Raw genomic sequence first — 18,100 nt, 5'->3', positions numbered from 1 at the left:
CCACACGTCCCTATGATTCCTGAGACCGAAAATCCCACGTCCCGGCGCCCGCCCGGACCGGGCCGGACGGCTGTCGCGCGTGCCGCGGCCGCCCTGTTCGCGCTGATCGCCCTGGCGGGCCACCCGCTGGGTCCGGCCCGCGCGGCCGTTCCTCCGCCCGCTCGAGGCCCGATCGCGACGGTGGGCGACCGGACGGTGGAAGCCTTAGACATCCAGAGCGCGGCGCTCGTCCTGGGGCAGGACCCGCTGCGCCAGAAGAACGCCGCCCTCTGGCGGCGCATGCTGCTGGATCGCTGCGTCGATCGCGAGCTGCTCGCCATCGAGGCCGAGAAGCGCGGGATCGCGCGCGACCCGGCGATCCGGCAGCGGATCGCCGAGCGGGAGTACGCCGCGCTCTTCCAGGCGGTCTACCAGCGCGTCCTGATGCCCACCCTCGCGGTCACCCCCGCCCAGCTCGACAGCCTCCAGAAGACCGGCCTCTATCGGATGATGGACCTCTACTACATCCTCCTCCGCGACGACGCCGCCCAGGGGCGGCGCAAGGAGGCGGAGACGATCGTGGCGCGGCTCCGCGCGGGAGGACGGTTCGATTCGATCGCGGTCACGAAGAGCGGGCACCCCTCGCGCGGAAACGGCGGGCACTTCGGCGCCGTCCTCGTGCGCGACCTCGAGCCCTCCTCGTACGAGGCGGCGCGCACGGCCAAGCCGGGAGACATTCTCGGCCCCTACTCGGGCCCCTACGGCCACGAGATCTACAAGGTGGGCGGCTTCGAGACGCTCGCTCCCGATTCGATCCGCGCGATCGTGCGCGCCGAGCGCCAGCGCAACGTGATCCACGACTATCAGGCGCGCCTCCTCGCCCAGTACCACTTCGCGCTCGACCCCGAGGTGGTGCGCCCGGTCCTCTTCGCCATGGCGAGCGAGACCCCCGACTCGATCCTGGCCTCGCTCTCGCCGAACGGGACGCGGCCGCGCCTGGGCGCGCGCCCCGAGATCGCCGTGATCGCGCGGGTGGACGGAGACTCGCTCACGCTTCCCGATCTGCTCCGCGAAACGCACCCCGCGCCCGGCGCGAACGGACGGATCCGGATCCGCGACGGCGATGCGCTGCGCGACCTGGCCTCCGAGGCGCTCTTCCGGCGGCTTCTCGTTCGCGACGCCAAGGAGCACGGCCTGGCCGACGATCCAAGGGTGGCCCGCGAGCTGCGCCTGATCCGCGAGGGCACCGCCGTCACCGCCATGATCGCGGCCGCGCGCCCGGCCGATCCGGGAGCGCCGGAGCTTCGGGCATGGTTCGACGCGCACGCCGCGCGCTATCGGCGCCCCGCGGTGCGCCGCGCCCGCGTGGCCGTGTTCGCGAGCCAGGACAGCGCGATGGCGGCGCTTCGCTCCTGGAACGGCGTCGGAATCTCCGACTCGTCGCTCCAGGCGCTCCGCTTCGAGGAGCAGCCTCGCGCCACGGCGTCGACGCTCTACCCGCAGCACGCGGCGACGCTGCCCTTTTTCGACGCCGATTCCGATCCACTCGGCATCGCCGTGCGGCATCTCGATCCCGGCATGACGTCGCCGGTGGTGCGGACCGCGCAGGGGTACGCGATCGCGCACGTTCTGGCGCGCGAGCCCGCGCGCCCCATGACCCTGGACGAAGCGATCGACCGCGTGCGCCGCGACTGGCGCGAGGAGAAGGAAAACGAATGGGTGCTGAGTCAGTTGGAGCGGCTGCGGGCGCAAACGCCGGTGCGGGTCGTGCCCTCCCGGCTGCAGGCGGTGAAGCTCTCGCCGGCGGCGGCGACCGGGGGAAGCCTGGGATCGGTGGCCGGAAACGAGGGGAGCCGATGATCCGGCGCGCCCTGATTCCCGGTCTGGCGTTCGCCGCGCTGGCCGCGGCGACGCTCGCCGGCGGCCCGACGGGAGCCGCCGAGCGGATCGCCGCGATCGTGAACAAGTCGGTCATCCTCTCCTCGGACGTCGACGACCAGACGCAGCAGGCCGCGGCGCGCTTCAACGTGGATCCCTCCGACAGCGCGTCGATGAAGAAGCTGCGGAAGGAGGTCCTGGACCAGCTCGTCGAGAAGCAGGTGATCCTCGCCGAGGCCGCGCGCCTTGGGGTCGTCGTGCCCCCGAAGGACGTGAACGAGGCGGTGAGCCAGGAGATCGAGCAGCTCAAGGACCGTCTGGGCGGGGATCAGGCCTTCCAGGCGGCGCTCGCGCAGGAGAAGACGACCGAGGCGGCGCTCCGGAAGCGCTACGAGCCGGACGTGAAGGACCAGCTCGTCATCATGCGCACCGTCGGCCGCGAGGTGCAGAACAAGGTCACGGTGACCGACGCCGAGGTGCGCGCCTACTACTCCGCGAACCGAGACTCCATCGCGAAGAAGCCGGAGTCGCTCAAGCTGGCCCACATTCTCGTGGCCTTCGAGCCCGATTCGCAGCAGGTGCGCCGCGCGCGCGCACGCGCCGACAGCATCCGCAACGTCCTCGCCAAGCCCGGGAAGGCGGCGACGTTCGCCGACATGGCCGCGCAGCTCTCCGACGACCCGAGCGGCCGGCGGGGGGGCGACCTCGGCACCTTCGGCAAGGGGGACATGGTCCCCGAGTTCGAGGAGGTCGCGTTCGCCCTGAAGCCGATGGAGATCTCGAACCCGGTCCGGACGCGCTTCGGCTATCACGTGATCCAGGTGCTCGAGCACTTCCCCGCGACCGACAGCACCGAGGAGCGGGTGCACGCGCGCCACATCATGATCGCGACCAAGCCGTCGCCCGCCGACGAGGAGCGGGCCCGCACGCGCGCGCTCGCGCTCCGCGACTCCCTGGCCCACGGCGCCGATTTCGCGACGCTGGCGCGCAAGTACTCGGCCGACGTCGCCACCAAGGACTCCTCCGGCTATCTGGGCGAGATTCCCGTGCCCAGCCTGCCCCCCAACATGCGCGAGGTGCTGTCCTCGATGCGCCAGGGGGAGATCTCGACCCCGTTCAAGCGCGACGCCGGCTACCACATCTTCAAAGTGCTGGGCCGCAGTCCCGAGACGGAGTACAAGTACGAGGACATCAAGGACGACCTGAAGAAGGTCGTGATGAATCGGAAGCTCGAAGAGGCGTACCGGCGCTGGTACGATCGGATCAAGAAGAACGTCAACGTCGAGCTGAAGGAATAACCGCCGCTTCTCGGCGGGAGGGGGGCACAGGGAGGTGTCGGCGCGACGACCCAGCCTGCTCGTGACGATGGGCGATCCGGCGGGGATCGGTCCGGAGATCGTCGTGCGCTCCGTCGCGCAGCCCGCTCTCCGCAAGGTCGCCCGCCTCGCCGTGGTGGGCGATCCCGACGTGCTCGAGCGTGCCGCCCGGAAATCGGGCGCCCGGCTCCGCTTCCGTCCCGTCTCCGCCGAGCGCTTCGATCCCGCCGACGAGGGCGCCGGAATCCCCCTGATCGAATCGAGCGCGGAGGGATTGGCCGCGGTCGAGCCGCGGGTGCCCTCGGCCGCCTCGGGCCGCGCCGCCGCGCGCGCCATTGAGATCGCGGCGGGGCTCGTCCTGGCCGGGCGGGGCGACGGCGTCGTGACCGCGCCGATCTCCAAGATCGCGCTCAAGGCCGCGGGCTATCCCTATCCCGGGCACACCGAGTTTCTCGGCGCCCTGGCCGGCGTCCCCGAGACCAGGATGCTCTTCGTCACGCGCGCCTTTCGGATCCTGCTCGCGACCGTGCACCTTCCACTCCGCGCCGTGCCCGACGCGATCGCCGTCGAGCCGCTCCGGCGCACGATCGAGTTCGCCGCCGCGGCACTTCGAAATTTCCGCTGGGGCCGGAAGCGCTCCGTCTCGGTGCTCGGGCTCAACCCGCACGCGGGGGAGAGCGGACTCTTCGGCGACGAGGAGGAGCGCGTCATCCGCCCCGCGATCGCCGCGGCGCGCGCGAGCGGCATCGACGCCGAGGGCCCCTTCCCGGCGGACACCTTCTTCGGGCAGCATGCCGGCCGCGAGGACGTGGGCGTGGTCGTGGCCATGTACCACGATCAGGGCCTGATCGCGGCCAAGAGCGACGGGATCGGCGGTGCGGCGAACGTGACGCTGGGGCTTCCCTTCGTTCGCAGCAGCGTGGACCACGGCACCGCGTTCGACCGCGCCTGGCGCGGCGGCGCCAGGGCGCCCGATCCCTCGGGGCTCGCGACCGCGGTTCGGGTCGGGGCCGACCTCGCGACGCGCGCCGGTCGGAAGCGGCTGGAGTGGACATGGCCCTGATCCGTCTGGACCACGTCTCCAAGACCTTCGGGGACCGGATCGGCCTGAGCGACGTGACCCTCTCGTTCGAGCCGGGGGAGTGGATCTTCGTCCTGGGGCCGAGCGGCGCCGGCAAGTCGACCCTGCTCCGCATCCTCGCCATGGCCGAGAAGCCCTCCAGCGGCCGCGTTCACGTGGATCCGGGCGAGGTGCCCGGCCGCGGCGGGAGGGTCTCCAGCCGCAAGATGCGCCGCCTGGTCGGCGTGCTCGGCCAGGAGTTCCGCCTCCTTCAAGACCGGACCGTCTACGAGAACATCGCGCTCGCCTGCCAGATCTCCGGCATCTGGGACCGCTCGGAAATCCGCGATCGCGTGAACCCTTTGCTCGACCAGATGGGAATCCGCGGCAAGGAGTCGCTCTATCCGAGCGATCTCTCCGCGGGCGAGAAGCAGCGGGTCGCGCTCGCGCGGGCGATGGCGCGTCATCCGCGCATCCTGATCGCCGACGAGCCGACCGGGAACCTCGATCCGGCCGCGGCCGCGCAAATCTTCGGCCTGTTGCGGGAGATCAACGCGCGCGGCGCCCTCGTCCTGGTCGCAACGCATGCCGAGGACTGGATCCGGCGCCATCCCGGACGCGTGATCCGCCTGGAACGCGGCATCCTCCGGTCGGACGCCCCGGAAGGCGATCCGTCCGCCACCGCGGAGGTGCTCCCCCGATGATCAACCGTGCGCGCTACGTCAGCCGGGAGCTGTGGCGGGGGATCGCGCAGCATCGCACGCTGCTCCTCACGAGCATTCTCTCGATGGCCTCGATCCTCCTCATCTTCCTGTTCTTCCTCATGATCATCCAGAGCGTGGCGGTCTACACCGATCAGCTCGAATCGCGCGAGGAGGTCTCGGTCTTCCTGAACGAGGGGCTCTCGACCTCCGACCTCGCGCAGGTCCAGGCCTCGCTGCAGGCCATCCCCGGCGTGGGGAGCCTCCGCTACATCAGCAAGGACGAGGCGTGGGCCGCCTTCCGCCAGGACGTGGCCGACGAGGCGCTGATCCAGGCGGTGGGCTCGAACCCGCTCCCCGCCTCGATCGTGATCCGCCCCGCGTCCGGCTTCCGGAGCGCCGAGGGGGTGCGCGCCATCGCGCGCGAGGCCGAGACGGTCGCCCACGTCGAGGACGTGCGCTATGCCGGCGAATGGGTGCTCCGGGCGCAGCAGGTGGTCGGGACGCTGAAGCAGATCGGCGCCGTGATCGGAATCATCGTCGTGCTGGGCGTTCTGTTCGTCGTGGGCGCCACGACCCGTCTCTCGGTGCAGGCGCGGCTCGACTCGATCCACCTGGTCCGCTCGCTCGGCGGCGGGTTCCTCTTCAACGAAGCGCCCTATCTGCTCGAGGGGTTCGTCCTCGCTTCGATCGCTTCGCTCCTCACGGTCCTGGTCGCGCGGTTCCTGAACGATTCGCTCGCCGAGGGTCTCTTCCGGCTGCAATTCCTCCCCACCTCGACCCTCGCGCTCTTCGTCGGGGTGAGCGGGCTTCTGGGACTCCTCGGGAGCTGGATCGCGGTCGTGACGCTTCCGAGGAAATGGCTGCTCTAGCCGCGCTCCTTCTCGCCCTCGTCGCGGTCGCCGCGCCGGCGCCCGTCGCGGCGCAGGAGCCGGCCGCCCAGGTCCTGGCCCAGGCGGCTCCGCCCGACAGCTCGGCGCCCGACGCCAGCGGCGCCGAGATCGAAGCCCAGAAGAAGGAGCTGGAGTCCCTCCGCCAGGAGTTGGAGAAGCGCCGCGTCATCTCGCAGCAGCTGAAGGGGCGCGAGCGGAACATCCTCGGGGACCTGCGCGACACCGAGAAGAACCTCCAGCTCACGCTGCGCTACCTGGCCGCGCTGGAGCGCCGGCGGCGCGCGGTGGCGGGCGACCTGGGCGAGACGACCTCCGAGCTCGGACGCACGGCGATCCAGCTGGAGGCGGACCGGCGGCGGCTGGCGTGGCGCCTGCGGGAGATCTACAAACGCGGGCGCAGCCGCGACATCGAGTACATCCTCTCGGCGCGCTCCTTCGGAGATCTGGTGACCCGGACCTATTACCTCGCGCGCGTGGCGCGCGAGGACCATCAGCAGCTCCTCCTCACGCAGGCGCGCCGGGTCGCGGTCCAGGACACCAAGACCCGGCTGGAGAGCCGGAAGCGCGAGCTGGACCGGCTGGCCTCCGAGACCGAAAGGGAGAAGCGGGCGCTGGCGCAGCTGACGGCGCAGCGGCGGAACCTCCTCCGGCAGGTCCGCTCCGACGCCAAGTCGAACGAGCGGGCCCAGGCCGAGATCAAGCGGGCGAGCAAGCGGATCCAGGGACTGATCGACATGCTCGAAAAGCGGCGCCTGGCCGCCGAGCGCGGGGCCCCGGGCGAGCTGCCGCTCTTCGGCGACTTCTCGAAGAACAAGGGGCGCCTGGCCTGGCCGGTGACGGGCAAGGTGGCAACCGGCTTCGGGAACGTGACCAATCCCCGCTTCGGGACCACGACCTTCAACAGCGGCATCGACATCGCGGCCCCCTTCGGCACCCCCATCAAGGCCGTGGCCCAGGGGCGGATGGACTACGTCAACTGGCTCGAGGGGTTCGGCAAGTGTGCTATCCTCAACCACGGAGGAGGCTTCTACACGCTGTACGCGCACGCCTCCGAGATCAGCGTGCCGGTCGGCAAGGATGTTGCCGCCGGCGAAGTCATCGGCCGGGTCGGCGACACCGGCTCCACGATTGGAACGGCACTCCACTTCGAGATTCGCCGGGGGAAGCAGGCGCTGAACCCGATCGAGTGGCTCCGATAGCCGTTCACCCAATGAGCGACGATACCCTTCGCGGCCAGGACGAGGCGCTTGCCTTGATCCGCGCCGCTTGGAAGACGGGCCACGTCGGCCACGCCTACCTGTTCCACGGTCCGGCGGGGGTGGGGAAGACGCGCGCCTCGCTCTGGTTCGCGCGCGCGATGCTGTGCGAGCGGCCCCGGCCCGGCGGCGAGCCTTGCGACGTCTGTCCCTCCTGCGTCGCGGCGACAGCGCTCCGCCATCCCGACCTCGAGCTCCTCGTTCCGCTTCCCACCTTCCGGACCGAGGGGCGCACCGAGCGGCAGGCCGACGAGGCCCGCTCCGAGGCGCGCGCCCGCATCCGCGAGCGCTACGCCCGGGAGCCCTGGTTCCTGCCGGTCTTCTCGCGGCCGGTCGTGCATTCGGTGGAGGACCTCGCGCGGGCGAAGGAGTTCCTGTCCCTGACCGCGCAGCGCGAGGGCGGCTGGAAGGTGCTCGTCGTGAAGGGGGCCGAAGCGATGACCGGGCCCGCGGCGCACGCCTTCCTGAAGATTCTCGAAGAGCCGCAGCCGAATCGCCTGCTCCTCCTGGGGGCGCGGCAGCGCCGCGCGCTCCTTCCGACCATCGCCTCGCGGTGCCTCCCGATCCGCTTCCGGCCGCTGCCGACTGCGACCATCGTGGAAGCGCTGACGGGGGGATACGGGATCGCGCCGGCCTCCGCGCGGCTCGCGGCGGCGACCGCGCAGGGAAGCCTGACCCGCGCGGTGGCGCCGTTCCTCCAGCCGATGGACGCGGCGGGCAAGGAAGCCCCCGACGCGGCCGACTTCGCCCGGCTGCGTGACGCGGCCGTCGACCTGTTCGTCCGCCCGAAGACCAGCGCGATCCTCGGGCCGCTTCGCAAGGCACGGCTCGAGCGCGACCGCGGGCGCTTCCTCACGGCGGTGGCGCTCGCGACCCACTATTATCGCGACGTGATCCGCGAACAGGTGGAGGGGCCCGGCGCCGAGCCGGCGAACTTCGACCTGAAGCGCGAGGTCGCCGCGGACGCCCGCGCGCTGCCGCTCGAAACGCTCGCGGCGCGGGTTCGGATCCTGGAAGAGATCGCCGCGGCGGTGCAGTCGAACGTCACCGCCGCCTATGCCGTCGCGTCGGCCCAGCAGCGCATGGGCCTGTTCGCGCGCGGATGACCGCCCACGAGGGCCCGCTCCGGCGGGCGTGAACCGATATGGAACGCACCGACATCGTCGAGACTCCCGCCGCGCCCGCGGTTCCTCCCGCGCCTCCGGCGACGCCCGCTCCCGTTCTGGAGATCGTGTTCAAGGGGCGCCGCCGCGAGCACTACGCGAACCTCCACCGGCTCCCGCTCCGCGAGGGCGACTACGTCATCGTGCAGGCCGAGCGGGGCGAGGACCTGGGTCGCATCCATCATTCCAGCGAATGGGTGTCCCAGGCGATCGCGCCCGAGGGGCTCAAGGCGGTGCTCCGCGCCGCCCGTCCCGAGGACCTGCAGCGCCTGGACGCAAACCGCGCGCGCGAGGAGCGCGCCTTCATCCAGTGCCGCGACCGGATCGCGCAGCGCGACCTGGAGATGAAGCTCGTGGATTGCGAGTTCCAGCTGGACGGAAACCGGGTCACCTTCTACTTCACCGCCGAGAAGCGGGTGGATTTCCGCGAGCTGGTGAAGGACCTGGCCTCCATCTTCCGCACGCGGATCGAGCTGCGCCAGATCGGCGTGCGCGACGAGGCGGGACGGATCGGCGGCGTGGGCACGTGCGGGCGCGAGCTCTGCTGCGCCACCTGGCTGCGCGAGTTCGAGCCGATCACGCTCAAGATGGCGAAGGACCAGGGACTCTCGCCCAGTCCGTCCAAGATCTCGGGGGCCTGCGGCCGGCTCAAATGCTGCCTTCGGTACGAGCTCGACTTCTACAAGGAATCGGCGCGCGAGTTTCCGAAGATCGGAAGCCGCCTCACGCTGGAGGACGCGGAGTGGGAGGTCGGACGCGTGGACATCTTTCACCGAACGCTCCACCTGCGCGACGACACCGGCAAGGAGACGACCATGCTCCTCACCGACGTTCCGAAGGGGACCAAGATCACCGGACCCACCCGCGACCGCCGGAAGGGATGCGACAAGACGCGCTGTGCGGCGCGCGGCACCGCGCCGGGCGACGGGGAGAGCGTGGGTGAGAGCGACGATACGCGGCCCGATACCGGGGGGCCCGATTCCCGCGGCCCCCATCCCGGACACCGTCCGCACGCCCCGCGCGGCGGGCACGGCCCGCACCACGGCCCCCCGCAGGGCGGCCCGCGACGCGGCGGACCCCCGCAGGGCGGCCCGCGACGCGGTCCCCGCCCCGGCCCGGAGCGCTGATGGCCAAGTACTACCTCACGACGGCGATCGACTACGTCAACGCGGCGCCCCACATCGGCACCGCGTACGAGAAGATCGCCGCCGACGCCATCGCCCGCTACAAGCGGCTTGCCGGATTCGACACCCATTTCCTGATGGGGAACGACGAGCACTCGACCAACGTCGAGAAGGCGGCGCGCGAGAAGGGGCTGGAGCCGCTCGAGTACTGCGACCGGATGGCTGAGGTGTTCCAGGCCGTCTGGAAGCGGCTCGACATCTCCTACGACGACTTCATCCGCACCACCGAGCCGCGCCACGTGCGCGGCGTCCAGGCGATGTTCGCGCGCTTCGCCGAGAGCGGCGACCTCTACAAGGGAAAGTACGAGGGCTTCTACTGCGTCTCGTGCGAGCGCTTCTATCCCGAGAAGGATCTCGAGAACGGCCTGTGTCCCGTGCATCACACCCAGCCGCAGTGGCTGAGCGAGGAGAACTGGTTCTTCAAGCTCTCCGCGTACGGGCCGCGTCTCCTGGAGCATATCCGGACGCATCCGGAGTTCATCATCCCCGAGATCCGGAAGAACGAGATCGTGAACGTGATCGAGGGGGGTCTGGAGGACATCTCCGTCTCGCGCTCGTCGACGCGGTGGGGCGTCCCCTTTCCGAACGATCCGTCGCAGATGGTCTACGTCTGGTTCGACGCGCTGATCAATTACGTGAGCGGCGTCGGCTATCCCAACCCCGACGGCGACTACGCCCGCTACTGGCCCGCCGACCTGCACGTGATCGGCAAGGACATCACGCGGTTCCACTGCATCATCTGGCCCGCGATGCTCCTGAGCGCCGGCGTGCCGCTGCCGACCACGGTGCTCGGCCACGGGTGGGTGCACTTCCAGGGGCAGAAGCTCTCCAAGTCGCTCGGCAACATCGTGAATCCGCTGGACGTCGCGGACAAGTACGGCGCGGATCCGCTCCGCTACTACCTGCTCAAGGAAGTGCCGCTCTCCCGCGACGGCGACTTCACGTGGGACCTCTTCATCGACCGCTACAACGCCGACCTCGCGAACGACTGGGGAAACCTCTTCACGCGCACGGTTTCGATGATCCACCGCTACCGCGGCGGCATCCTGGCGCGAGCCGAGCCGATCGACGGGCTGGACCGGCTCATCGCCGAGGCGTTCCGCGATTACCGCGCCGGGTTCGACGCCTTCGCCATCGAGCGGGGGATCGAGGCCGCGTGGACCATCGTGCGGCGCGCCAACCGTCTCGTGGAGGAGCGCGCCCCCTGGAACCTGGCCAAGGATCCCGCGCGGGCCGAGGAGCTGGACCGCCTGCTCGGCGCGCTCGCCGTCGCGCTCCAGCACACGGCCATCCTCCTCTTCCCGATCATGCCGTCCCGCGCGCGCCTCGTCTGGCAGACGCTCCGGCTCACGCCCGCCCTGGAGGCGGCGCGCTTTCCGGCCGAGGGCGCGCTGCTGCCGCCTCCGCCGACCGGCGTGGCGCTCGGGGCCTCGGAGCCGCTCTTCCCGCGGATCGATCGAGCGGTGGCCGAGGGGAGCGCCGCGGGCGGACGTTGACCGGCTCGGCACCATCGCGATGATCGACTCGCACGCCCACATCGGGCGCGCCGACTTCGACGAAGACCGCGACCTCGTGCTGGCTCGGGCGCGGGCAGCCGGCGTGTCGCGGATCGTGGAGGCCGGCACCGACGCCGCCTCCAGCCGCGGCGCGATCGCGCTGGCCCGGAGGGATCCGCTCGTGCGCGCGGCCGTCGGCTTCCATCCCTGCGACGTCTCCGCCGAGCGCATGGCCGAGATGGACGAGATCGAAGCGCTGGCCACGGAGCCCGAAGTGGTTGCGATCGGTGAGACCGGTCTCGACCTGCACTGGCCGGAGAACGCGCCGATCGAAGTGCAGGAGGAGTTCCTGCGCCGCCACGTCGCCATCGCGAAGAAGGCGGGAAAGCCGCTCGTGCTGCACCACCGCGCCGCGGGAGAGCGGGTGGCCGCGCTCCTCGAGCGCGAGGGCCCGCCGCCCGCCGGGGGAACGTTCCACTGCTTCGCGGGGGACGTGGCGCTCGCGCGCCGCGTGATCGCGATGGGGATGAAGATCGGCGTCGGTGGATCGGCCACCTTCAAGAAGAGCCCGCTCCCGGAGATCCTCCGCGCGATCGGCGTGGAGCACGTCGTTCTCGAAACCGACGCCCCCTATCTCGCTCCGGTGCCGCACCGGGGGAAGCGGAACGAGCCCGCCTACCTCGCGCTCGTGCGGGATCACGTGGCCGCCTCGCTCGGGACCACCCCGGCGGCGCTGGAGGCAGCCACCGATGCCGCGGCCCGTGCGCTCTTCCGGATCTGACCGGACGCCGCATCCGCCGGCGTCGGGGAAGTCCCGGCGCGAGCGGCTTCGCCCCACCGCGGGCACCGGCCACTCCGGGGCCGCCTCCGGGGTGCCCGGGGCGCTTCGCGATCTAGGGGTCCGGCCCAGCCGGCGCCTGGGGCAGAACTTCCTGCAGGACCCCCGGGTCGCCGACCGCATCGCCGCGCTCGCCGGAGACCAGCTGACCGAAATCCTCGAGATCGGCCCCGGCCTGGGCGCCCTGACCGAGCGGCTGGCCGCCCTGGGGCGGCGCGTGGCGGTGGTGGAGTTGGACCTCCGGCTGGCCGATGCCCTGGAGCGGAACTATGGCGCGGCCGGGAACCGGGCGGTGGTCCGGGTGGTTCGCGGAGATATCCTGAACCAGCGCTTGGAGGATCTCCTGCCGGGGAGCGGGCCCGTGACGGTCGTCGCCAACCTTCCCTATTCGATCACGACGCCCGCCATCGAGTGGGTGCTGGCGCAGGGCCCGCGCGTGCGCCAGGCCATCCTCATGGTGCAGCGCGAGGTCGCCGAGCGGATGACCGCGAAGCCCGGAGGCAAGGAGTTCGGCTCGCTGGCCGTCTTCCTATCCCTGCACGCCGACGTCGAGCCGCTGTTCCGGGTCTCGCCCGGCGCCTTTCACCCCCGCCCCGACGTCGACTCCACCGTGGTGCGCATGACCCCCAGGCCCTTCCCGGGGACGACCGAGCCCGAGCGCCGCGAAGCCGAACGGCTCGCCCGCGCCGCGACCACCTCGCGCCGCAAAACGATCGCGAACGCGCTCGCCCGCGGGCTCGCCATGGAACCGGCCGCCGCGCGCCGGCTGCTCGACGAAGCCGGCATCGACGACTCGCGCCGCGGGGAGACACTCGCGGTGGAGGAGTGGCTGGCCCTGGCTAAGGCTTGCCTGAGGATGGGTCCGTGATCTGCGGGACAACCAAGCCGCGATCGTCGATCCGATGGAGGACCCGACTTCGGGCGATGCTCGCGTGCGCCGTGGTCTTCCTGGCCGGCGTTTCCATCGTCCCGCGGCTTTGTCGTGCTCAGGAAGACATGGTCGAACCCCCTCCCGCGGACACCCTCGTCCTGCCGTCCTATTCCACCTCGTATGATCGCGATCACACGCGGGAAGCTTGGGGTCAGGAGCTTTATTACAGCCTGGACCGGAAACGGTCGTCCTTCAATGTGACGGGATCGATGGACACCCAGAACTTCCTGAAGCTGCCAAACAAGTCGTCGCGCGGTTCGATCAACGGTCAGTTGAACTATGGGCTGATCAAATCGTGGCAATTGGTGCTGCGTGGCTGGTACGACATGAACTCGTCGGTGAACGGTCCCAGCAACGACAACTCACGTAACAATCGAATCAATATCCAGACGCAGTACTTGCTCACACGCGGTGGCCTGATCGGCAACTTCTACGGGTACACCGAATTTGAGCGAAAGCAGGATGTGAACCGGAACAGCCGTGTCGAGCACGATCCGTTCGACTCCACCGTCGTCGACACGTCGGTCGCGACGCGGGACTCTTCCTATACGACATCGAGGAACGACGCGGTGAGCGCCGACGTCACTTGGCCGGCGAGGACCTGGCTCGCGCTGCATGGGACGGCGCTGGTCTACAGGAGCCAGCCGACCATCACCAGCATGCAGCGGTCCTTCGTCAACCCGCTGGATGGCAGCCAAGGCGGGCGGAGCACCGAGGAGCGGCAGCGGACCAACAACCCCACGGGAAATCGGAGGTTTTCGACCGCCGCCACCTACACCCACGGAACGACCAAGGCGGTGGTGGCAGGGTCCACATCGAACCTGAGCCTCTCCTACTTCGACAAGCAGCGCCTGAGTCAGGAGAATTCGAAACTGGAGAATACGTTCGGCAACTTCACCCTGGATCGCCCCCTCCTTCAGGGCCTCTTTCTCCATGGCGAGGGCTCGATCACTCGAAACCTCAGCGAATACAAACTGAATCGCTCACAGACCCGGCTGGTCCACGATCAAAGGGGACTGGCTCAGGCCACCTACATCGATTCGAGTTTTTACGGGAACGTCAACTTCACTGCGGAGCGCACGAGAACCGAGCGCCACCCGACCCTGAACGGAGTGGAAGTCGACCGCGCCATGGGCGGGCTGTTCACGTGGCGCCGGAGCAAGAAGCTGGTCCTTGACGGAAATGGTTCGGTTTCGCTTCGAATCAGCGACTACAAGAATGATCGGATCGATCAAGATGCCGCGAACAATTTCTTCAGCCTCGGAGGCGGCTACATGCTCGCCCCGGCGTGCAGCACCTCGATTCACTTCTCGCGGGGGCAAAGCCACACCGTCTCGCTGGACCCGAGCCTTTCAGGTGGCAACATCGTCAAGACGACCTACCAGATGAACGCGACGATCGTGTATCTGCCAACCCGGAATTTCGCCCTCCGCCAGAACTACCTCATCAACGCCGAATACCGGATCTTCGACTTCGCCGAGATGCAGAATTCTGTTACCCGCGCCCGAAGGGTCGACACGGACGTCGCCGACACCCTCTTTTCGTTCGGCATCATCCGGCTCACGCACAACTTCGTCTTTCAGGATCAGGGCACCTATGCGCGGTTCGATGGCGTGAATCGCCGGTACAGCATCGCGTCGCGCTCCTATGGCCAGACGCTGACCGCAACCGCCGGTGCCAAGATCGCCCCCGGAATCCTCTTCCTGGCGACCCAGAGCCTGATCAACAAGAGAGACAGGGATCTGGTGCGGCGGCGTCGAACCCTTCAGAATACGTGGAAGGTGGACCTCTCCCTCCAGGTCTTTCGAACCCTCAGAAACGGGTTCCAGCTCGATGGAGCCCTGCGGCGACAGGGCCAATACGTGGAGGGGCGGGTCGGTTCCGACGAGACGACGGAGGACGATTGGGTCGCAGGGGTTTCGGTCCGAAAAGCGTTCTAGCGCTCCTGATTCTGGCGTTCCTGTTCGTGGTGGGCGCGGGGTGCGGTCTCTTCGAGCCTCGGGACCCGAGACCGGCCGTGACGCTTCCCGAGAGGTGCCGTGTACGCCTCTTCCCAGACAGCGTTCTCACCAACATCGTCCTGCACTACGGCCGGGGAACGACGTGCTACGCGGACCAAGTAGATACTGCCTTTCAGTTCAGCGCGGATCCCCAGGACTCCCTGGATCGCAATAACCAGCCCACGAATCCGTTCGTAGGCTGGAACCGGGACGTGGAGATCCGTGTTTCCCAGGACATCTCCTCAAGCGTGGACAGTATCCGGGTCTACTTCGACTCGACGTACGCCACCACGTCCACAACGACAAACCCCACGAGGGAAACGCGCTACTACTACTACCACTTGCTCGTGTTCGAAGGCTCGTCGGTGCCGACGCGGTACCAGGGCCAGGCCGAAATGACCTTCCTCCAACGAACTACCGATTACACGTTGGAGGCATTTCGGGATCACCGAGACGGGTCGGGACTGCCGACCTGGGGTAGCCTGCGCGCGGATCGGCGCTAGGTCAGCAATTGACTTGAACTTAGGGGCGATTTGCGGTACGATCATCGTGCCGGGAATCATCTCCAGAGGGCCGCATCGACATGACCAAGCGCATCCGTTTCCTCCTCCCCTATTTCATCTTCGCGGTCTTTGCCATGGCGGGGTGCGGCAATCCGTTCGAACCACCCCCTGGGGGGCCGCCGCCGCCGCCGCCTTTTCAATACCCCGATCTGAGCACGCCCCAAAACGTCATCCTCAATCTCAAGTACGCGTGGGAGAAGCGGGACAGCGTCCGGACGCGCCAGCTCTACGATGATGCGTACGAGGGCGTCTCGACCGACGTCGACGGGACGGTCACGTTCTCGAAGAACCAGGAAGTCGCGACCGTCTGGGCCATGGGCAAGAGCCAGAATATCAACCGGGTGGAGTTCACGCTGCGGCCCGAGACGACGTGGGTTCGCCTGAGCTATCCGTCCGATCCAGCCGGGTACACGGCGATTCAGCTCCAGGGTGTGAATATCCAGGTCGACGATGCCGTTCTGGGGACCCAGCTCGCGAACTCGTCGAACTTCTTCGAGTTCAAATTCGTCCCCACGCTCGATGCCGCCTCGCCCACCGATACCACGTGGAAGATCGTTCATTGGACCGAGATCAAGAATTGACCCATGTTCTCACGCGGCCGTCGTAGGCGGTGGTTGCTGCTCGGAGTGCCGGTGGCGATGCTGATCGCGGCGGCCATGGCCGGGTGCGGCAAGGGCCGCAGCGGCTGCGACATCTGTCCCCAGCCGTTCCAATATCCCGCCTTCGACACGCCCCAGCACGCGATCCTGAACCTCACGAACGCCTGGGAGCGGCGCGATAGCGTTCGAACGCGCCTGGTCTACGACGACGCGTACCAGGGGACCTCCACCGACTCCTACTCCACCCTGACGTTCACGAAGGATCAGGAGGTCGCCGTGGTGTGGGCCATGGGGAAGGATCCGAACATCGTGAGCATCCACTTCACGACTCCCCCCGAGAACACCTGGGTGCGCCAGCACTATGCGAGCGACCCTGCTGGATGGGCTGCGATCCAGATCCCAGGGGTTAGTGTGCAGGTGGACGATGCCGTCCAGGGAACCCTGGTCGCCAGCGGGATGGCGCTCTTCGAATTCAAGCTGGTCCCCACGCTCGACTCCTCCTCGCCTACCGATACCACCTGGAAAGTCATACGCTGGACTGAAGTGAAGAACTGATTCGCATCCCCCGCCCGCGCTGCGTCAGGGGGACATTTTCGCGTAGCCGTTGAGCGCGCTTTCTTGATTCTCGGCACGTCCCCACCTAATATGCGGGCGGCGCTCTGCGCCTTGCCGCACAACCGTTTCCCGAACCCTCACAGTGGCCCGCAAGACCCGGAAAGCACCCGCGCGCCGCGGACGGTCGCGACCGCGATTCCTCCTGCTCGGCGTCGGCGCCGTGCTCCTCGGCGTCGTGATCTGGCTCGCCCAAAACGGACCGTCGCTGAAGGAAGGAGCGCGCGCGCCCGCTCGGCCGGCGGCGGAGAAAGCCGCCAATCCCGACGCCGACACCCGCGCCGCCGTCTTCGCCGACTCCGACTGGGACCGCCTGGGGCTCCGGCTCCAGTCGGAATACCTCCGCCTTTTCCGCTCCGGCGATCATGCCGCCCTCCTCCGGCTGACCAGCCGCACGCTGCGGGGCGCCCTGGAGGAGATCGGCGTCTCGCGAGCCCTGATCGACGAGCGGCCGCTCGCCGCGGCCGTGGCCGGCGCGGGGCGAGCTCCGGTCCAGTGGCGGATCCAGGTGCCGCCGCGCGCCTCGCTCTTCCGCATCAACGACGCGATCACGCAGGCGATGATCGTGCTGGGGGGACGGACGATCCGCGGCGCCGAACGTCCCGCGCAGACCCTGGGCACCGCCCTCGACCTGCGGGTGGGCTACGGGGACCGCGCCACGCACGCGATCGTGATCGAGCCGAGCGCGCAGGTGAACGACGCCGATGCCAAGATCGCGTTCGTCGTGCTCGATGCCGACCCGCAATACGACAACCTCTATCAGAGCTATCTCCGGAGCGAGGTGCCCTTCACGTTCGCCGTGCGCCCCGACCTGCCGATCACCGGGCGCCTGACGCGCGACCTCCGGCGCGCCAAGCGGGAAATCTTCCTCCATCTCGCGATGGAGCCGCGCGGCTATCCCCGCGTCGACCCGGGCAAGGACGCGATCCTGCTCGACCTCTCGCAGGTGGAGATCGAAGACCGGATCACGCGCGGGCTCTCCACGGTGGCCCCCGCGCGCGGGGTGGTGAGCCGCCTCGGGGGCGCCGCGGTGAACGACGCCGACGTGATGCGCGCCGTGCTCGGCGAGCTGAAGCGGCGGGACCTGCCCTTCCTGGACGCGCACGGCGCGGGGCCCAGCCTGGTCGAGGAGATCGGCGAGGAGGTGGGCGCGCGCACCCTCACGCTGGGCGCGACCCTGGACGGAAGCGGCAACACGCCGGGCGCCGTCAAGGCGCGCCTGGAGCAGCTGGTCCGGACGGCCATGCAGCGCGGGGCGCTGGTCGTCACGCTGCACCCAAGCTCGGTCATCCTCGGGGTGCTCGAGAAGGAGAGGGACGCGCTGCGGGCGCAGGGCGTGGACCTGGTGCCCGCGTCGGACATCGTGCTGTGACCTGCGCGCTCTCGGTCAACGTCGACCACGTCGCCACCCTTCGCGAGGCGCGCGGCGGGAAGGAGCCCGATCCCGCGCGCGCGGCTGCGCTGGCGCTGGACGCCGGCGCCGCGGGGATCACGGTGCACCTGCGCGAAGACCGCCGCCACATCCAGGACGACGACGTGCGGCGCCTGCGCGCGATGCGACGCGGCGAGCTGAACCTCGAGATGGCGCTGACCGAGGAGATGCTCGCGATCGCGCTCGATCTCCGCCCGGA

At 69.2% G+C, this 18,100-nt stretch carries 17 protein-coding genes; all 17 read left to right on the top strand.

All coding sequences use genetic code 11. From position 1 onward, the window contains the following. Nucleotides 1-12 precede the first annotated feature (12 nt). Nucleotides 13-1,839 (top strand): peptidyl-prolyl cis-trans isomerase, encoded by a 1,827-nt coding sequence (locus VE326_05400; protein HYJ32636.1) that lies wholly within the window; start codon nucleotides 13-15, stop codon nucleotides 1,837-1,839. Beyond that, nucleotides 1,836-3,155 (top strand): peptidylprolyl isomerase, encoded by a 1,320-nt coding sequence (locus VE326_05395; GenBank protein HYJ32635.1) that lies wholly within the window; start codon nucleotides 1,836-1,838, stop codon nucleotides 3,153-3,155. The genes VE326_05400 and VE326_05395 overlap by 4 nt, the downstream gene beginning before the upstream one ends. 34 nt (nucleotides 3,156-3,189) lie before the next feature. Beyond that, nucleotides 3,190-4,236: a 4-hydroxythreonine-4-phosphate dehydrogenase PdxA gene (gene pdxA, locus VE326_05390; protein HYJ32634.1), complete on the top strand. Its 1,047-nt coding sequence runs from the start codon at nucleotides 3,190-3,192 to the stop codon at nucleotides 4,234-4,236. Further along, the gene (locus tag VE326_05385) at nucleotides 4,227-4,937 is read left to right on the top strand and encodes an ATP-binding cassette domain-containing protein (protein ID HYJ32633.1); all 711 of its coding nucleotides are present in this window, start codon (nucleotides 4,227-4,229) and stop codon (nucleotides 4,935-4,937) included. The genes pdxA and VE326_05385 overlap by 10 nt, the downstream gene beginning before the upstream one ends. Continuing rightward, entirely contained in the window at nucleotides 4,934-5,806 is an 873-nt protein-coding gene (locus VE326_05380) for a permease-like cell division protein FtsX (GenBank protein HYJ32632.1), read from the top strand. Before VE326_05385 ends, VE326_05380 begins: the two co-directional genes overlap by 4 nt. Next, on the top strand, nucleotides 5,794-7,026 hold the full coding sequence (locus tag VE326_05375; protein ID HYJ32631.1) for a peptidoglycan DD-metalloendopeptidase family protein: 1,233 nt from the start codon (nucleotides 5,794-5,796) through the stop codon (nucleotides 7,024-7,026). Before VE326_05380 ends, VE326_05375 begins: the two co-directional genes overlap by 13 nt. An 11-nt stretch (nucleotides 7,027-7,037) precedes the next feature. Then, nucleotides 7,038-8,189, top strand: coding sequence for a hypothetical protein (locus tag VE326_05370; protein HYJ32630.1), 1,152 nt, complete (start codon nucleotides 7,038-7,040; stop codon nucleotides 8,187-8,189). A gap of 38 nt (nucleotides 8,190-8,227) precedes the next feature. Beyond that, entirely contained in the window at nucleotides 8,228-9,373 is a 1,146-nt protein-coding gene (locus VE326_05365) for a stage 0 sporulation family protein (GenBank protein HYJ32629.1), read from the top strand. Further along, nucleotides 9,373-10,926 (top strand): methionine--tRNA ligase, encoded by a 1,554-nt coding sequence (gene metG / locus VE326_05360; GenBank protein HYJ32628.1) that lies wholly within the window; start codon nucleotides 9,373-9,375, stop codon nucleotides 10,924-10,926. The genes VE326_05365 and metG overlap by 1 nt, the downstream gene beginning before the upstream one ends. Before the next feature lie 19 nt (nucleotides 10,927-10,945). After that, a complete protein-coding gene (locus VE326_05355; GenBank protein HYJ32627.1) occupies nucleotides 10,946-11,707 on the top strand; it encodes a TatD family hydrolase in 762 nt (253 codons plus the stop codon). Continuing rightward, nucleotides 11,676-12,632 carry a 16S rRNA (adenine(1518)-N(6)/adenine(1519)-N(6))-dimethyltransferase RsmA gene (gene rsmA, locus VE326_05350; protein ID HYJ32626.1) on the top strand — a complete coding sequence of 319 codons (957 nt, stop codon included), beginning with the start codon at nucleotides 11,676-11,678 and terminating at the stop codon, nucleotides 12,630-12,632. The genes VE326_05355 and rsmA overlap by 32 nt, the downstream gene beginning before the upstream one ends. A 71-nt stretch (nucleotides 12,633-12,703) precedes the next feature. Next, a complete protein-coding gene (locus VE326_05345; protein HYJ32625.1) occupies nucleotides 12,704-14,635 on the top strand; it encodes a hypothetical protein in 1,932 nt (643 codons plus the stop codon). Further along, complete coding sequence (locus VE326_05340; GenBank protein HYJ32624.1) at nucleotides 14,599-15,198, top strand: hypothetical protein; 600 nt, start codon at nucleotides 14,599-14,601, stop codon at nucleotides 15,196-15,198. The genes VE326_05345 and VE326_05340 overlap by 37 nt, the downstream gene beginning before the upstream one ends. A gap of 80 nt (nucleotides 15,199-15,278) precedes the next feature. Continuing rightward, nucleotides 15,279-15,839 (top strand): hypothetical protein, encoded by a 561-nt coding sequence (locus VE326_05335; GenBank protein HYJ32623.1) that lies wholly within the window; start codon nucleotides 15,279-15,281, stop codon nucleotides 15,837-15,839. 51 nt (nucleotides 15,840-15,890) lie between these two features. After that, a complete protein-coding gene (locus tag VE326_05330; GenBank protein ID HYJ32622.1) occupies nucleotides 15,891-16,412 on the top strand; it encodes a hypothetical protein in 522 nt (173 codons plus the stop codon). A 142-nt stretch (nucleotides 16,413-16,554) separates the two neighbouring features. Beyond that, complete coding sequence (locus VE326_05325; protein ID HYJ32621.1) at nucleotides 16,555-17,841, top strand: divergent polysaccharide deacetylase family protein; 1,287 nt, start codon at nucleotides 16,555-16,557, stop codon at nucleotides 17,839-17,841. After that, the coding region (locus VE326_05320; protein HYJ32620.1) for a pyridoxine 5'-phosphate synthase at nucleotides 17,838-18,100 on the top strand (263 nt) is incomplete at its 3' end. The genes VE326_05325 and VE326_05320, both read left to right, overlap by 4 nt.

This window comes from Candidatus Binatia bacterium, assembly GCA_035631035.1.
Classification (GTDB): domain Bacteria; phylum Eisenbacteria; class RBG-16-71-46; order SZUA-252; family SZUA-252; genus DASQJL01.
The sequence above is the reverse complement of the archived record's forward strand: the minus strand, read 5'-3'. Positions and strand labels throughout refer to the sequence as shown.